The sequence below is a fragment of the Arthrobacter sp. genome, from assembly GCF_031179385.1.
Classification (GTDB): domain Bacteria; phylum Actinomycetota; class Actinomycetes; order Actinomycetales; family Micrococcaceae; genus Arthrobacter_D.
The window spans coordinates 1-15,858 of the sequence record NZ_JAPSHV010000065.1 but is presented as its reverse complement, the minus strand read 5'-3'; the positions used below and the strand labels follow the sequence as shown (position 1 = coordinate 15,858).

Sequence of the window (15,858 nt, the reverse complement as noted above, 5' to 3'; positions counted from 1 at the left end):
TCGGGGAAGACCCGAATCAGGAGATGAGGAACGCACCCCAGCCGCTGCCCATCGCGGTACGGGTGCCGACCCGCCCGGTACCTGTGCCCGGATAGACCCACAGGTTGCCCGCGGCATCCCGTGCCACGAGGTCCGCGCGGGAGTCACTCGTCTGGTCTCCGATGCCGACCAGGGTGTAGCCGGTCCATCCACTGCCGAACTGCGACCTGGCCAGGAAGCCACCGGAGCCGTTCCCGGGGTACAGCCACAGCCTGCCGGTGCTGTCAGTAGCGATGAGATCCGATCGGTTGTCCGAGTTGAAGTCCCCGGTGCTGGCGATCTGGAAACCATTCCATCCGGTGCCGGCGGCGCGGCGTGTCTGGAACCCGCCCGTGCCGTTTCCAGGATAGAGCCACAGCCTGCCCGAGGAATCCCGCGCCATCAGGTCGGAGCGGGCGTCTCCGTCGAAGTCACCCGGTGCCGTCAGTGTGAAACCGCCCCAGCCGGTGCCGACCTGGACTCCGGCCTGCAGTGCACCGGCCGCGTTGCCGCGGTACAGCCACAACCGTCCGGAAGAGTCATAGGCGAGGATGTCCGCACGCCCGTCTCCGCTGAAGTCGGGAGTAGCAACGATGCTGCTCATTCCCTGCCAGCCGGTCCCGATCAGGGAACGGGTCTGTAGGCGGCCCGTCCCGCTTCCGGGATACATCCACAGGCGTCCACCGCTGTCACGGGCCACCAGATCCGCGATGCCGTCACCATTGAAGTCCTCCTTCAGCTGGGGCTGGGTGGGCCTGACCGCAGGTGACAGGGCCGTGAATGCTCCGGCTCCGAGTGCGTTCACAGCGCGTACCTGGAAGCGGTATTCCGTCCCGTTGGTGAGGCCGGTGACGAGCAGACTCGTCGCGGTCGCGCCCGCGGGCCGAAGTGCTCCCACAGGCTGTCCGTCCGGTCCTACAACCTGCACGGCATAACCGGTGATGGCAGAACCGCCGTCGGATACGGGGGCGGTCCAGGAAACCGTGGCAGATCCGTTAGCAGCGGTTACGCCACCGAGTACCGGAACTCCCGGGACGGATCGTGGGCTGACCGCCGCGGATGCTGGGGACAGCGCACCGTCGCCCAGAGCATTGGTCGCGAGCACCCTGAAGGTGTAAGCGGTGCCGTTGGCCAGCCCGGTAATCTCTGTGGTCGTGGCCGAACCCGTCAACGACACGGTCTGGATCAGGGCATCTCCCGCCAGCACTTGGACCTTGTATCCGGTGACCGCCGTGCCGCCATTGGCCGCCGGGGCTGTCCAGGACAGAGTGACGACGCCATCGCCACCGACACCTGCCACGTTCGTGGGCGCGGCCGGTACAACGTTCGGAACAACCGCCGTCGACAGTGCGGAGAAGCCGCTGGTGCCGAGTTCGTTGGATGCCCGCACCTGGAACCGGTACGACTGGCCGTTGACCAGCCCGGTGACAACAGTCTCGGTCTGGTTGCCGGGTACCTGCCGGAGCGCTCCAACGGGGGCACCGTTGGCGTCCACCGTCCGAACCTCGTAGCCCGTGGTCGGAGCGACCGGAGCATTCCAGGTCACGGTTGCCGACCGGTCGCCGGCGACAGCACCGGACATCTCGGGCACTCCGGGTGCCAGCGAGTCGGCGAACAGGAGCTTTTCGATGTTCCGCAGGGTGTCAACGCCGTCACCGACGCCGAGTGCCGGAAGGGCATCGGGATCGTCGCCGAGATGGGTCACCGTGGTGACGCTTCCCGGGTCTCCGGGGTTGGCTCCGGAAGGAACTGTAGTCACCGTGTAGTTCTGCTCAAGGTCGGAGAAAACTGCCGAGTCCGCGTCGCCGGGCTTCCCGGCATCGACGATTTCACGAACTATGACGATGTTTCCGGGATTCACTTCGCCCGCGAAGACAGCCGCCTGGAGCGTCCGGGAGCTGCCCGGAAGGTAAGGCTTCTCCATGCCGTCGGTGCTGCCGATTTCCGTTGCCGGATCAGCAGGGTTGGTGCGCACGCTCAGGCGTACGCGCAACTCCTTGTCACCATCGAGGATGTCGTTGCCGGCGCGGCCTTCAAGGATGTCGCTTCCGCCGCCTCCGAGGATGATGTTGCCTTCTCCCCAGATAGCACCGTTCGCTGTCGCGCCGGACGGGAGGAGGTCCGCAAGACCGCTGATCCGGCTCACGCCTTCGGCGTCGAGCCAGTTGTTGCCCGAGGTGCCTTCACCCTCCACCAGGCGGGGAACCACGTTGTCGCCGCGCAGGACGTCATTCTTGCCTGCGCCTGAGAGCCCCTCAACCTCTGCGTAGCGGTCGCGGAGGACGTTCACAGGGAGCGGGACGCCCAGCAGGTTGCGGGTGAGGTCCGCATCGGCGGGGAGCGAGTCAACCTGGTGGGACGACCAGTCGAACCCGGCGGCACCGGCGTTCCGCTCGATTCCGGGGTCGGCGAGCATGATGTCGTCTCCGCCCTCGGCGTCGTAGTCATCGTCACCGTTCTGTCCCATGAGGACGTCGTTGCCCGGTGTGTTCGGGTCATCGAAGAACGGTGCCCCACTGTCGCCCATCAGCAGGTCGGCGCCGTCGCCGCCCTGGAGCCAGTCATCGCCGGCGTCGCCGCGGGACAGGTCGTTGCCGCCGCCTGCGATCAGGAAGTCATTACCCTCCCCGCCGAAGGAGTCGTTGGTGTTGGCCCCGCCGTTGATGAAGTCGCTGCCGTCTCCGCCGAGGATCAGGTCCAGCCCGGGTCCGGCGTCCAGTGCGTCGTGACCGGGACCGCCCTTCAGGACGTCGTCACCGGCGGAGTCAGTGATGATGTCGTCACCATCACCTCCAAGCGCTGTGTCACCGCCGTCGTTGCCCTCGATCACGTCGTTGCCGTCGTTGCCGAGGAAAGTGTCGTTGTCGACGCCGCCCCAGATACGGTCATTCCCGGGCGTGCCGTTGAAGACGCTTTGGCCGTTGATGCCGGCCGGATCCACCGAATTGGTGGTGCGGTAACGGATGGTGCCGTCAGGCATCCGGATGAGCAGGGCCGCCTCATCGCACTCCGACAGCGGATCGTCCAGAACGGTGGTTCCGCTGAATTGCAGCCGGTTCAGGTCGAACTTGCAGTCGGAGGTACCGAAGACGTCCGCCTTGAGGGACGTGGCACTTGTATTGCGCATGATGATTTCCGCGAAGGAGTTACCTTCGAGCTGGCCCAGCAGGTTCATGCCGGGCGTGCGTGCCAGGTAGTAGAACCGGTCACCGTTCTGAAGGTCGAGCATCTGCTGCTCGAAGACGTAGTTGAAGGTCGAGCCGAGCAGGCCTCCGAAGAGGTTGGTCCTTTCGGCGAGACCGCCCACCCAGAGATCGATCTGGTTGAGGCCGGTTTCCTTGCCTGCCCAGGCTCCGACGCCGCCCATGAAGTCCGCGGCATCCGCGGGAACCGTTCCCTCAGCAGCGTCGATCGGAGGATTGACGAGAAGGGTAGCCGCGTCCCGCTTGCCCTGCAGTGTGGTTGCAGCGGTGATCGTAGGGTGCTGGCCGTAGGCCGCGACGAAGTTGACCAGCGATGCGGGGTGCTTGATGTTCAGACCGAAGTCGATCCAGTTCGTGTAGGGCTTCAGCTGTCCGTCATTGGTCTTGTTGTAGATCTGGCTGCGCAGGTTATTCAGCGACGGAATGCCGGTCTCGCGGGCCCGGGCGATATTGATCGCAGCGAGGTCCAGGGGCAATCCCAGCAGGTTGTTCCGCAAGGTATCGGTCACGAACTCATCGAGCTCGTTGCCGACCTGGTCTGACATGCCCATCGCAATCGAACCGGCTGCTTCCTTCGGGGACAGCCTGGTGCCGCCGCCGCCGTCGTAATAGGCCGGCGGATTCAGGAAGACGTCCAGCAACGGAACATCACTGGTGGATCCGGCAGCATTGCTCCTGGAAACCGTGTCGGTAAGCATCGAGTGGCCGAAGCGGTAGACGGCGTGGGCGAATTCAGCGGTGATGGCCGGGTCGACGTCGTCGTGGTAGTTCGCGAAAGGCTCGATCAGCGGCTGCACCTTGCGGGCGAACTCCTCGAATGCAAGGTGCTGGTATTCCATTTCATTGACGAAGCGGGCGGCCTGGAAGAGGCGCTCACCATTCCAGCCGTCGGCACCTGCGGTGCTCTTCCACTCGGCCAGAGCAGCAACGCCGCGGGCGGAGGTGTCAGCCGTCAGCGTGGCTTTGATGTCCTCGAGCAGGCGATTGTGTTCCGAGTGGAACACCTGGTGAACCATGGTCAGCGCGACGTTCTCGTTGACGCGGCCGTCACCGGCGACCGCGTGGGTATCGAGCATCTCGTTGTCATAGGTGGTGGGAGTCGGTGCACCGGGTGCGTTGATCACGGTGTCGGCGTCGGCCGTCTTGCCTGCCGCCGGAACGGCCAGGTGAGCGATGTCGTCGAGGAACGCTTCGTTGACGCGGAGTGCATTTGCCGGCACCGGTACGGGAGCGGCGGTGTTGCCCTCGACCATGCCGTCCGGGGTGACGTACTGCGGGAGCCCCCGGGCAGGTCCGGGAAGGAACTTTCCATAAGGGTCGACGGCGATCATCGGCACGCTGTGCACGTCCATGTCCGAGAGCTGCAGGCCCAGCTTCTCAGCCGCCTGTGCCTTGAGCAGCGCCCACGTTCCCATGCCGTCGTCAGCCGATGACAGCAGTGCTCCGGTGGTGACCGGCCGGCCCTCGGCGTTGTTGGCATACTCCCTCAGGAAGACCTGGTGGGAGGGATCGGAACTGTAGGTCTGTGACTGGTCCACCAGTGGGCCGGTGCGGTTAGTTGCTTCGCGGATGTCGTCGGCGGTACCGAGTTTGCCGTCCTCGCCGGGCTGGTTGGTGGCCCGGGTGAGGACCATGAAGCGCTGGCGGGGAGGAAGGTCGTCTGCATCGCCAAGCTTGCCGTTCGGTCCGGGGATCAGGGGGTCATCAGCCTGCAGCGGGATGAACACCGAACTGCCGGACTTGTTGAGAAGGTCAAGGCCGTGGTCAAAGAATTGCCCGAAGATGGTGAACAGTCCGTTGTAGGGAGGCGAAAGGCCGACGTCGGTGGTGATGTTCGGGATGAAGAGGGTTTCACCGGCGGGCACGCAACCGGCGGGAGTGCCGTCTTCCTTGCACGGCACCACGCTGTCGGCGCCGCTCTGCGTGCGGGTGGGATACTGCGCGGCCGAGATTGCCGCGGGGTTGCCGGAGGTCTGGTCGACAATGAGGTTACTGATCACGCGCGGGTCGGAGTCAACCACGTTACCTACGCCGTTGTAGGTGGTGGGACCGGGCTGGCGGATGATGGCGCCGTCGTCAGCGTCCAGGTATTCCGGTGTAGTGAGGCGGGGGAAGAGACGGTTCGACCCCGCGAAATCATCGCGTCCTTCCTGCAAGTTGTTGCAGGATCCGTCCACGGTCCGCAGACCGTAGGAGACCAGGGGGCCGGGCACCTGATCCGGTGCGGTGCCAAGCAGGGCGCCGCAGGGGCCCGTCTCGGACGTGGTGTTGCGGACGTGAGCTTCAGCGATTTTGATCTGGCGCAGAATGAACGCCAGGTCCGAGGTCGTTACCTTGAATCCCTGGCCCACCGGCGCCGCCTGCGCGGGACCTGCGACCAAAGGCAGGCCGATGCCCGTGAGCATCACCAGTGAGGTGAGCGCGGCCAGTGTGCGCCGGAATGGAAACACTGCCCGCTTCTGTGCAGGCGAGTGCTCCGCCGGTGGATTGTGTGCGGTTCCCATAATGCCTCCCAAGACCGATGCCGACGGAGTCCCGCCGGTGTCGCAAGAATCCCGCACGAGCGTTATGAATTTCTTGGAGGCATCAGGGTTTCCCCAAGCAGCCCGGGGCACGATTCGAAGGTAGACGAATGAACCGAGCCTGGGAGCGCAACAGCATGGGTAGCCACGTGGTGATCTCGGCACGCAAGCCGCCGGCGCACGGCTTCGGGCACCGCGCGCTTGCGGTATTTATCGGCGCGGCGTTCCTGCTCCTTGCACTGCGGATCTGGGTGATCGAGCCGCTCTGGGTCTCGTCGTCGAGCATGGAACCGACCGTCCGCGAGGGAAGCATCGTTCTGCTCTATCGCCATGGTGACCCGGTTCAGGGCTCCCTGGTGGCATTCCACAATCCAGCCGGGACCGACACAGTGCTGAAGCGGGTGGTGGCCGTGGGCGGCCAGACCGTCGCCATCGAGGACGCGCGGCTCTATATAGACGGGAAGGCGGTGCCGGAGCCTTTCGTTGACCATTCGAGGATCGACGGCACGTACTTCGGCCCGGTTACTGTCCCCGACGGTCACGTTTTTGTCCTGGGTGACAACCGCGCGGAGTCCATCGACTCGCGCGAGTTCGGCCCCCTCCCGCGCGAAGCGGTGGAGGCGACGTTGGCGTGGCCGCCCATGCCCTGATCTTCGGCACCCGGCTCCGCATCAGCTCTGCTTGCACGACATCGGCTTAAAATACGACGGCGCCCGCACGAAATTCGTGCGGGCGCCGCCTTTGTGAACGGTCGGGCGGGATTAGTCCTGCAGGTCCACCTCGCGGGCGACGGATGCACCGATGGCTTCCTTGAGGCTTTCCAGCACGTCCTGGGGCACGGAGCTGTCCACGGTGAGAAGCGACAGCGCCTGGCCACCCTCCTTGTTGCGGGCGACCTGCATGCCGGCGATGTTGATCCCGCGTTCCCCGAGGACCTGACCGAGCGTACCGATAACTCCCGGCCGGTCCTGGTACAGGATCACCAGGAGATGCTCGCTGATCGGGATTTCGAGGTCATAGCCGTTGACACCGACGAGTTTCTGGATCTGCTTCGGTCCGGTGAGGGTGCCGGCGACCGAGATCTGGGACCCGTCCGAGAGTGCGCCGCGGATGGTCAGTACGTTGCGGTACTCGTCGGACTGTTCTGATGTCACCAGTCGGGTGTTGATTCCCCGCTGCTCAGCAAGGACCGGCGCGTTGACATAGGAGACCTGTTCGGACACGACGTCGGTGAATACACCCTTGAGTGCCGCCAGTTCGAGCGCCTTCACATCAAGTGACGCGATCTCGCCTGCCACCTCGACCTCGATCTGGGTAAGGGAATCGTGGGTCAGCGCGGTGAAGATACGGCCGAGCTTCTCGATCAGCGGGATGCCGGGACGCACCTCCGGTGCAATGACGCCGCCGGCGACATTGACGGCGTCGGGCACGAGCTCGCCGGCCAGCGCAAGACGGACCGACTTCGCTACGGAGATTCCCGCCTTCTCCTGGGCTTCCTCGGTGGACGCACCGAGGTGGGGCGTCACCACCACATTGTCCATCTCGAAGAACGGCAGGTCGGTGCTGGGCTCCTTGACGAACACATCCACGCCCGCGCCCGCGATTTGGCCTTCCTTGAGTGCGGTGTAGAGCGCGTCCTCGTCCACCAGTCCCCCGCGGGCAACATTGACCACATAGGCGGTGTTCTTCATCTTCTGGAACGCAGTGGCTCCGAGCATGCCGACGGTCTCCGGGGTCTTCGGCATATGAATTGTGACGAAGTCGGATTCAGCCAGGAGCTCGTCCAGGGTGACAAGCTGGACACCCAACTGTGCCGCCCGGGCGGAGGTGATGTAGGGGTCATAGGCGAGGATCTCGGTACCGAATCCCTGCAACCGCGCTGCAACGAGGGCACCGATGCGTCCGAGGCCGATGATGCCGACCTTCTTCTCATACAGCTCAATACCCGAGTACTTCGAGCGCTTCCATTCCCCGCCCTTAAGGGCTGCGCTGGCCTGCGGGATGTGCCGGGCGAGGCTCAGCACGTGGCCGACGGTGAGTTCGGCTGCCGAAATGATGTTGGAGGTCGGTGCGTTGACCACCATCACGCCGGCCTGTGTGGCTGCCTTGATGTCAACGTTGTCCAGCCCCACGCCTGCACGGGCGATGACCTTCAGTTTGGGAGCCGCAGCGATTGCCTCAGCGTCCACCTGGGTGGCGGAACGAACGAGGATCGCGTCCACGTCGGCGATGGCGGCGAGCAGCTTGGTCCGGTCGGCTCCGTCGGTCTGGCGGATTTCGAAATCCGGTCCGAGGGCGTCCACGGTTGCCGGCGAGAGTTCTTCAGCAAGGAGAACTACTGGTTTTTCCACGGGAGATCCTTCGCAGTGCGTTGGGCAGAGATGTTCGAAGTGTCGTGCTGGGAGTTTCGTTAAGTGTAGGTCGCAGCGCTGGCGGGCCCGCTTTATTACCCGTTCCCGAGGCCAGATGAGACAACCGCCACACAGAGGAACGGCCGGACCGGCGGAAAGCTCCGCCGGTCCGGCCGTCACCTGCAATCCTGCATGGATCAGCGGGCGACTGAACCTTCGGTGTAGTCGTCGTTGGTCTTGATCCAGGAGAAGAGCTTGCGCAGCTCACGGCCGGTTGCCTCGATCGGGTGATCCTCACCCTGCTTGCGCAGCTTGGCGAACTCAGGAGCACCGGCGTCCTGGTCGTCGATGAACCGCTTGGCGAAGGCGCCGTTCTGGATGTCCGCGAGGACCTCCTTCATGTTCTCCTTCACCGACGGATCGATGACGCGGGGACCGGAGACGTAGTCGCCGTACTCTGCAGTGTCGGAGACGCTCCAGCGCTGCTTGGCAATGCCGCCCTCCACCATCAGATCGACGATGAGCTTCAGCTCGTGCAGTACCTCGAAGTACGCGACCTCAGGCTTGTAACCTGCCTCGGTCAGCGTCTCGAAACCGTACTGGATGAGCTGGGATGCACCACCGCACAGAACAGCCTGCTCACCAAAGAGGTCCGTTTCGGTCTCTTCGGTGAAAGTGGTCTCGATGACGCCCGCACGGGTGCCGCCGATCGCCTTGGCGTAGGACAGCGCCAGTTCACGGGCCTTGCCCGAAGGGTTCTGCTCCACAGCAATCAGGTCGGGGACGCCGCGGCCGGCTTCAAACTCACGGCGCACAATGTGGCCGGGGCCCTTGGGCGCCACGAGGGCGACGTCAACGTCGGCCGGAGGCTGGATGTAGCCGTAGCGGATGTTGAATCCGTGGCCGAAGAAGAGGGCATCGCCGGCCTGCAGATTGGGAGCAATGTCGTCTGCGTAGACGTGGCGCTGAACCTGGTCCGGGGTAAGCACCATGATGAGGTCGGCCTCTGCGACGGCATCGGCGACGTTGAGAACGCGCAGGCCCTCAGCTTCAGCCTTGGCGCGGGACTTCGAGCCCTCCTTCAGACCGACGCGGACGTCGACGCCGGAGTCGCGGAGGCTCAGCGCGTGAGCGTGGCCCTGGCTGCCGTACCCGATAACAGCCACGGTGCGGCCCTGGATGATCGAAAGGTCTGCATCGTCGTCGTAAAACAACTCGGTCACTTGTATTTCTCCTGTGATGTGATTCTGCTGCCCACCGATCGTGGGCAAGCGGGGATTCGGGTACTTGAAAGCTGGTGAGGCGCGTCCGCTAGGCGCTTCTCAGCGCCCTGTCGCTCATGGACTTGGCGCCGCGGCTGATCGCCAGCGTCCCGGACTGCACTATTTCGCGGATGCCGAACGGCTCCAGCACCGAGAGCAGTGCGGAGAGCTTTTCGGCGGTGCCGGTGGCTTCGATGATCAACGAGTCGGTGGACACGTCAACCACTGAAGCACGGAACAGATCTGCTGCCTGGGTTACCTGCAGCCGTGTTGCGGCATCCGCACGGACCTTGACCAGGATGTGGTCGCGTTGCACGGAAGATTCGGGAACCAACTCAACAATCTTGATGACGTTGATGAGCTTGTTCAGCTGTTTGGTGACCTGCTCCAGCAGGTCACCCTCGGCTTCGACCACCACGGTGATCCGGGACATCCCGGCCACCTCCGTGGGGCCGACAGCCAGGGAGTTGATATTGAAGGCGCGCCGCGCGAAAAGGCTGGCAACGCGAGTGAGGACGCCGGGAACGTCCTCGACCAGAACGGAAAGGGTATGACGGGCCATTGTTAGTCCTCCTGCTCCCAGTCCGGGGTCAAGTTACGGGCGATCTGGATGAGGTCGTTGCTGACACCCGCGGGCACCATGGGCCAGACCATGGAGTCACGGCTGACAACAAAGTCGACGACGACGGGGCGGTCGTTGATCTCGAGCGCCTGCTGGATGGTGGCGTCGATATCCTCATCCCGCTCGCAGCGGAGCCCGGCGCAGCCGTAGGCATCGGCGAGCTTCACAAAGTCAGGCACGCGGACGGTGTTGTGGCCGGTGTTCAGGTCAGTGTTCGAGTAGCGGCCCTCGTAGAAGAGGGTCTGCCACTGACGCACCATGCCCAGAGACGAGTTGTTGATGACCGCGACCTTGATCGGGATGTTGTTGATGACGCAGGTCGCGAGTTCCTGGTTGGTCATCTGGAAACAACCGTCACCGTCGATCGCCCACACCACGCGGTCCGGGTTGCCCACTTTCGCTCCCATGGCCGCGGGTACTGCGTAGCCCATGGTGCCCAGACCGCCCGAGTTCAGCCAGGCGTGAGGACGCTCGTACTTGATGAACTGGGCTGCCCACATCTGGTGCTGCCCGACGCCGGCTGCGTAGACAGCTTCGGGTCCGGTCAGCTCGCCGATGCGCTGGATCACGTGCTGCGGAGCGGAGAGACCGTCCTCGGGCTGCGTGAACCCGATCGGATAGCTGTCCCGCAGGCGGTTCAACACGGTCCACCAGGCGCTGAAATCCGGTGCGCCGGCGGAGGCGAACTGCTCGCGCAGGGCGGCCGTGAACTCCGGAATGATCTCCTTGACCGAGCCGACGATCGGCACGTCGGCCGTCCGGTTCTTGGAGATTTCGGCCGGATCGATGTCTGCATGGATGACCTTGGCTCCGGGCGCGAAGCTCGCGAGTACACCGGTTACGCGGTCATCGAAGCGCGCGCCGAGCGTGATCAGCAGGTCGGACTGCTGCAGCGCCGTCACCGCGGATACCGAGCCGTGCATGCCGGGCATCCCGACGTGCTGCGGGTGGGAGTCCGGAAAAACTCCGCGGGCCATGAGGGTGGTGACCACCGGTGCACCGAGGAGCTCCGCAAGTTCCAGCAGTTCCGCAGCGGCGTGTGCCTTGATGACGCCGCCGCCCACGTAGAACACAGGACGTTCCGAAGCCATGATGAGGCGCGCGGCCTCACGGACCTGCTTGGAGTGTCCGCGGACAACGGTGCGGTAACCGGGGATATCCACCTTCGGCGGCCACGAGAAAGTCATTGGCCCGACTTGCGCATCCTTGGCGATGTCCACCAGCACGGGCCCGGGACGGCCGGTGCTCGCAATGTGGAATGCCTCGGCCAGGACCCTGGGGATGTCCTGTGCCTTCGTCACCAGGTAGGAATGCTTTGTGATCGGCATGGTAATACCGACGATGTCCGCTTCCTGGAACGCATCGGATCCGATCACGGCGCTGGATACCTGGCCGGTGATGGCAACCATGGGCACGGAGTCCATGTGTGCATCGGCGATCGCGGTGACCAGGTTGGTGGCGCCGGGACCGGAGGTGGCAATGCATACGCCCGGCCGGCCGGTGACCATTGCATACCCCTGAGCCGCGTGCCCGGCACCCTGCTCATGGCGAACGAGGATATGGCGCAGCTTGCTGGAGGCCATCAGCGGGTCGTAGGTCGGAAGGATCGCACCGCCCGGAAGGCCGAAGATGTCATCCACGCCGAGTTCTTCGAGGGCGCGTACGATCGCCTGGGACCCGGACATCTGAGTGGGCGGCACCACCCGGTTGGGCCCCAGGACGGGACTGACCTGAGCGGTGCCCGTTGCTGCGTCCCTACCCGGTTGCTGGACGGGGGCCGCCGGAGCGGGCTGTTTGGCTGCCATCAGCGCTGGGCTGATGGGCGATCCCTTGGACATCCTTGAACTTCCTTTGTATCCAGCACAGCGTGATCGCTGCGCAAATGTGCTGCGCTTCGTGTTCGGTGGGAACAAAAAAACCCCTCAGCCTGGTGGGCTCTGCGAGGGGTTTGCGCGTGACGTAGGAGTACCAGTCGGGGCTTTAGGCCACGCGCTTGGTAACTAGGACTACGGATACGTGCTGCATACCTGTAGTTTTCACTCCCCCGCCGACAGTGTCAACAGAGCCTCCCGGTGTCTCACCATGTGGACACCCGTTCCAGTTATTGGACACTAACCGATGGTGACGACGGCGGCACGCAGCCGCCGTCGTCATCCTCCTGCAAAGCGATAACCGGCGCCGAACTAACCGCAGTACGCGCCCTCGGATGCCGAGTGCACCAGCTTCGAGTACTTCGCAAGCACTCCCCGGGTGTAACGCGCGGGCAGCGGCTCCCAGCCGACCTTCCGGTTCTCGAGTTCCTCCGGTTCGACCAGCAGGTCGAAGGTCCTGTTGGGGATGTCCACCCGGATCCTGTCACCGTCCTTGACGAAGGCAATCGGGCCGCCGTCGACAGCCTCCGGCGCCACGTGCCCGATGCACAGCCCGGTGGTGCCGCCGGAGAACCTGCCGTCGGTCAGCAAGAGCACGTCCTTGCCGAGGCCTGCACCCTTGATGGCGCCGGTGATGGCAAGCATCTCCCGCATCCCCGGTCCACCCTTGGGCCCCTCGTAGCGGATAACGACGACGTCGCCCGCTTTGACGGTGCCTGCTGCCAGTGCCTGGAGCGCGCCCTGCTCCCGCTCGAAGACACGCGCGGTGCCTTCGAAGACGTCCGCATCGAAGCCGGCACTCTTCACGACCGCACCTTCCGGAGCCATGGAGCCGTGGAGGATGGTGATGCCGCCCGTCTTGTGGATCGGGTTATCCATTGCGCGCAGGATCTTGCCGTCAAGGTCCGGCGGATTGATGGACTCGAGGTTCTCGGCGAGGGTCTTGCCGGTCACGGTGAGCACATCACCGTGCAGGAGGCCGGCGTCCAGGAGCGCACGCATGATGACGGGCACACCGCCGATCTTGTCGACATCGGTCATGACGTACCGACCGAAGGGCTTCAGGTCCCCGAGGTGGGGGATCCGGTCGCCGATGCGGTTGAAGTCATCGAGCGTGAGGTCCACCTCCGCCTCCCGGGCGATGGCCAGCAGGTGAAGCACCGCGTTGGTGGAGCCACCGAACGCCATGGTGACCGCGATGGCGTTCTCGAATGCCTCCTTGGTCATGATGTCGCGGGCCGTGATGCCGCGGCGCAGCAGGTTGACCACGGCCTCGCCGGACTTCCGGGCGAATTCGTCGCGGCGGCGATCGGCCGACGGCGGTGCGGCGGAACCTGGGAGGGACATGCCGAGAGCCTCGCCGATGCAGGCCATGGTGTTCGCGGTGTACATGCCGCCGCAAGCTCCCTCGCCCGGGCAGATGGCACGTTCAATACGGTCCAGATCGCCCTTGGACATCTTTCCGGCGGCACAGGCACCCACCGCTTCAAAGGCGTCAATCAGGGTGACTTCCTTCTCCGTGCCGTCCTCCAGCTTCACCCAGCCGGGCATGATCGAACCTGCGTAGAGGAAAACACTCGAGAGGTTGAGGCGGGCGGCAGCCATGAGCATGCCGGGCAGCGACTTGTCGCAGCCTGCGAGCAGGACAGAGCCGTCGATCCGTTCCGCTTCCATCACAGTCTCGACGGAGTCGGCGATGACCTCCCGCGAGACGAGGGAAAAGTGCATTCCTTCGTGGCCCATGGAGATACCGTCGGAGACCGAGATGGTGCCGAACTGCATGGGGAAGCCCCCGGCAGCGTGCACGCCCTCCTTCGCCCCCTGCGCCAACCGGTTCAGCGAAAGGTTGCAGGGCGTAATCTCGTTCCAGGAGCTCGCTACGCCGATCTGCGGTTTGGCGAAGTCATCATCGCCCATTCCCACGGCGCGCAACATGCCGCGGGCAGGTGCGCGTTCCATACCGTCGGTGACCGCACGGCTTCTTGGCTTGATGTCTGGTGTTACCTTCGCTTCGCTTTCCACGCTCATGCATCAAAGTCTAGGCCCGGCCCGGCACCGGCTCGCGCGTGTGACCCACCTGTTACAGGTGCCCGCGCGCGTGTTACGCACCACAATCAGCGTTCGGCAGCGTCGAACATCCGCACTTCTGGAAGCGAACCGGACGCTACTGGGTTCTTCGGGTAGGGTGGTCGCGCGGACTTCATGCGGCCGCCGTCGGCTGCCGCATTCTGACCAGCCATCCCGCCGGCACATTCCCTACCCAGGCTTCCCACATGACCCCCCAGCTGCCGCACGATCTCCACGACCAGTCCGGAAGCGACGCCCTGAAGACCATACTGCGGGGAATTTTCGATTCCCAGATCCCGAACTATGGCGATTACAACCTGGTCTTCGCCGCGAATGAGCGGCGCGAGGGCAGGGATGCGCACGGTGCCCGCATCAATCGGCCCAGATACTACGTCATCGGTTACCGCTGGCAACCCGCCGAGCTCATGGTGGCGCCCGTCAACGGCCAGACCCTCACGGGCGGAGGCGTTCCGGTGGAACTGAACATGACCAACCTGTCCCATGCGATCCGGTTGACGGACGGGGATTACGAGGTAGGTACGAACACCGGAAGAACGTTCCGTTTCGGCGTTACCGCGGAAGCGGCCCTCAGGACCTCTTCCGACAGGCAGTTCCGGCTTGAGCAGGCAGACGACTGCGCTGATTTCGAACTGTTCATGCAGGCATTCATCGGGATGGCGTAGCGCTCAGACGTCTCCCGAACCGGGACCGCGGCTTCAGCCCCAAGGGCCTCGAACCACGAGGTTCGCGGGCTCCTGCCCCGCAGCCAGTGCTTCGAGCTGCCGCCGCAGCAGCCGAACGATCCGCGGCCAGAATGCGCCCGTATTTCCGCCGTTATGGGGGGTGATGATCGCGTTCTCGGCGCTCCACAGCGGGTGCCCTGCGGGAATCGGCTCGGGATCGAATACGTCGACCGCGGCGCGGAGCCTTCCGCTGACGACTTCTGCCGTCAGGGCCTCCGAATCCACCACGGGGCCCCGTGCCACATTCACTACGAGTGCGCCGTCCGGCAACGCGGCCAGGACCTCGCGCCCCACCAGGCCGCGCGTCGAGTCAGACAGCGGTGTGATAACGATCAGCACGTCGTGACGGGCGGCCAGTTCAACAAGTTCGTCGCTGCCGTGGACCTGTCCCCGTTCATCAGAACGTGCAGTGCTGCCCACCCTTGTGAGCTCGACCTCGAACGGGTCGAGGCGCTTGGCGATCTCCTCTCCGATCCCGCCGACTCCGAGCAGCAGGACGCTGCGGTCAGCCAGACCCGGGTAACGAGCCGGCTTCCACTGGCCCTCCCGCTGGTTGCGCACCGCCACATCGATGCCGCGAAGCGATGCGATGGCCAGTCCAACGGCCATCTCCGCCGTAGCCGCTGCGTGGACTCCAGCGGCGCTGCACACCGCGACGCCGTCCCCGGCCATCTCCGCCACGCCCTCGTACCCGGTGGACTGCGTCTGGACCAACTTGAGCGCCGGAGCGGACTGCAGCTGGTCACTAAGATCCCCCCGCTGCATATAGGGCAGTATCGCGACGTCGATGTCTTCCAGATCCGCACCCACCGGCGCATCCTTGAAGTCCCACACGACAAGGTCCAGACCGCCGGGCGCCGGCTGCAGTGCGTCCAGAAGATCGCGGTCGGGCACGGAAACAGTACGAATGGCAGGAGGTGTCATGGGATCAGCCTAAACGCGCCGGTATGGACAGCGGTTTTCGGTGGTCGTAACGTTCTAGTCATGCGGGCCGCGCGGCAGGACAAGCGGGACGACCGGCTGGACCCGGCACTCTGGGCCCTGCTTCTTCTCGCTGTGGCACTAACGGTTCTCCGGCATCTGAGCCGCTCCGGAACCGATTCCGCGCCCCGATCCACCTCAGGCGCGCTCACGTCTGCGGATGCTCCATCACCGGTGCCTGCTCATACCGCCGGTCGCGCGGATGAGTGGAGCATGAC

General features: G+C 64.6%; 10 protein-coding genes. 3 read left to right on the top strand and 7 right to left on the bottom strand.

All coding sequences use genetic code 11. From position 1 onward, the window contains the following. Window positions 1–16 precede the first annotated feature (16 nt). On the bottom strand, window positions 17–5,725 hold the full coding sequence (locus tag RIF85_RS10215; RefSeq protein WP_309071804.1) for a peroxidase family protein: 5,709 nt from the start codon (window positions 5,723–5,725) through the stop codon (window positions 17–19). 128 nt (window positions 5,726–5,853) lie between these two features. Between RIF85_RS10215 and lepB the strand changes: the two genes are divergently transcribed. Further along, on the top strand, window positions 5,854–6,393 hold the full coding sequence (gene lepB, locus RIF85_RS10210) for a signal peptidase I (RefSeq protein WP_309071803.1): 540 nt from the start codon (window positions 5,854–5,856) through the stop codon (window positions 6,391–6,393). A 111-nt stretch (window positions 6,394–6,504) separates the two neighbouring features. Here the strand turns inward: lepB and serA are convergent, their stop codons facing one another. From serA to ilvD, 5 genes are all read right to left on the bottom strand, one after another. Continuing rightward, the gene (gene serA, locus RIF85_RS10205; RefSeq protein WP_309071802.1) at window positions 6,505–8,094 is read right to left on the bottom strand and encodes a phosphoglycerate dehydrogenase; all 1,590 of its coding nucleotides are present in this window, start codon (window positions 8,092–8,094) and stop codon (window positions 6,505–6,507) included. 197 nt (window positions 8,095–8,291) lie between these two features. Beyond that, window positions 8,292–9,317, bottom strand: coding sequence for a ketol-acid reductoisomerase (ilvC, locus tag RIF85_RS10200; protein WP_309071801.1), 1,026 nt, complete (start codon window positions 9,315–9,317; stop codon window positions 8,292–8,294). A gap of 88 nt (window positions 9,318–9,405) precedes the next feature. Further along, window positions 9,406–9,918: an acetolactate synthase small subunit gene (gene ilvN / locus RIF85_RS10195; protein WP_309071800.1), complete on the bottom strand. Its 513-nt coding sequence runs from the start codon at window positions 9,916–9,918 to the stop codon at window positions 9,406–9,408. Between the two features lie 2 nt (window positions 9,919–9,920). Further along, window positions 9,921–11,816: an acetolactate synthase large subunit gene (locus RIF85_RS10190; protein ID WP_309071799.1), complete on the bottom strand. Its 1,896-nt coding sequence runs from the start codon at window positions 11,814–11,816 to the stop codon at window positions 9,921–9,923. A 345-nt stretch (window positions 11,817–12,161) separates the two neighbouring features. After that, window positions 12,162–13,877, bottom strand: coding sequence for a dihydroxy-acid dehydratase (ilvD, locus tag RIF85_RS10185; protein WP_309071798.1), 1,716 nt, complete (start codon window positions 13,875–13,877; stop codon window positions 12,162–12,164). Between the two features lie 245 nt (window positions 13,878–14,122). On the opposite strand from ilvD, the gene RIF85_RS10180 reads away from it, so the two are divergent. After that, window positions 14,123–14,599: a hypothetical protein gene (locus RIF85_RS10180; RefSeq protein WP_309071797.1), complete on the top strand. Its 477-nt coding sequence runs from the start codon at window positions 14,123–14,125 to the stop codon at window positions 14,597–14,599. 33 nt (window positions 14,600–14,632) lie between these two features. On the opposite strand, the gene RIF85_RS10175 is transcribed toward RIF85_RS10180, so the two are convergent. After that, entirely contained in the window at window positions 14,633–15,583 is a 951-nt protein-coding gene (locus RIF85_RS10175) for a 2-hydroxyacid dehydrogenase (protein ID WP_309071796.1), read from the bottom strand. Between the two features lie 60 nt (window positions 15,584–15,643). Between RIF85_RS10175 and RIF85_RS10170 the strand changes: the two genes are divergently transcribed. After that, the coding region (locus RIF85_RS10170; RefSeq protein WP_309071795.1) for a hypothetical protein at window positions 15,644–15,858 on the top strand (215 nt) is incomplete at its 3' end.

Bases quoted from the DNA above. Each gene is read 5' to 3' on its own strand.
- RIF85_RS10215 (WP_309071804.1), bottom strand. From the start codon at position 5,725: ATGGGAACCGCACACAATCCACCGGCGGAGCACTCGCCTGCACAGAAG.
- lepB (WP_309071803.1), top strand. From the start codon at position 5,854: ATGAACCGAGCCTGGGAGCGCAACAGCATGGGTAGCCACGTGGTGATC.
- ilvN (WP_309071800.1), bottom strand. From the start codon at position 9,918: ATGGCCCGTCATACCCTTTCCGTTCTGGTCGAGGACGTTCCCGGCGTC.
- RIF85_RS10190 (WP_309071799.1), bottom strand. From the start codon at position 11,816: ATGTCCAAGGGATCGCCCATCAGCCCAGCGCTGATGGCAGCCAAACAG.
- ilvD (WP_309071798.1), bottom strand. From the start codon at position 13,877: ATGAGCGTGGAAAGCGAAGCGAAGGTAACACCAGACATCAAGCCAAGA.
- RIF85_RS10180 (WP_309071797.1), top strand. From the start codon at position 14,123: ATGACCCCCCAGCTGCCGCACGATCTCCACGACCAGTCCGGAAGCGAC.
- RIF85_RS10175 (WP_309071796.1), bottom strand. From the start codon at position 15,583: ATGACACCTCCTGCCATTCGTACTGTTTCCGTGCCCGACCGCGATCTT.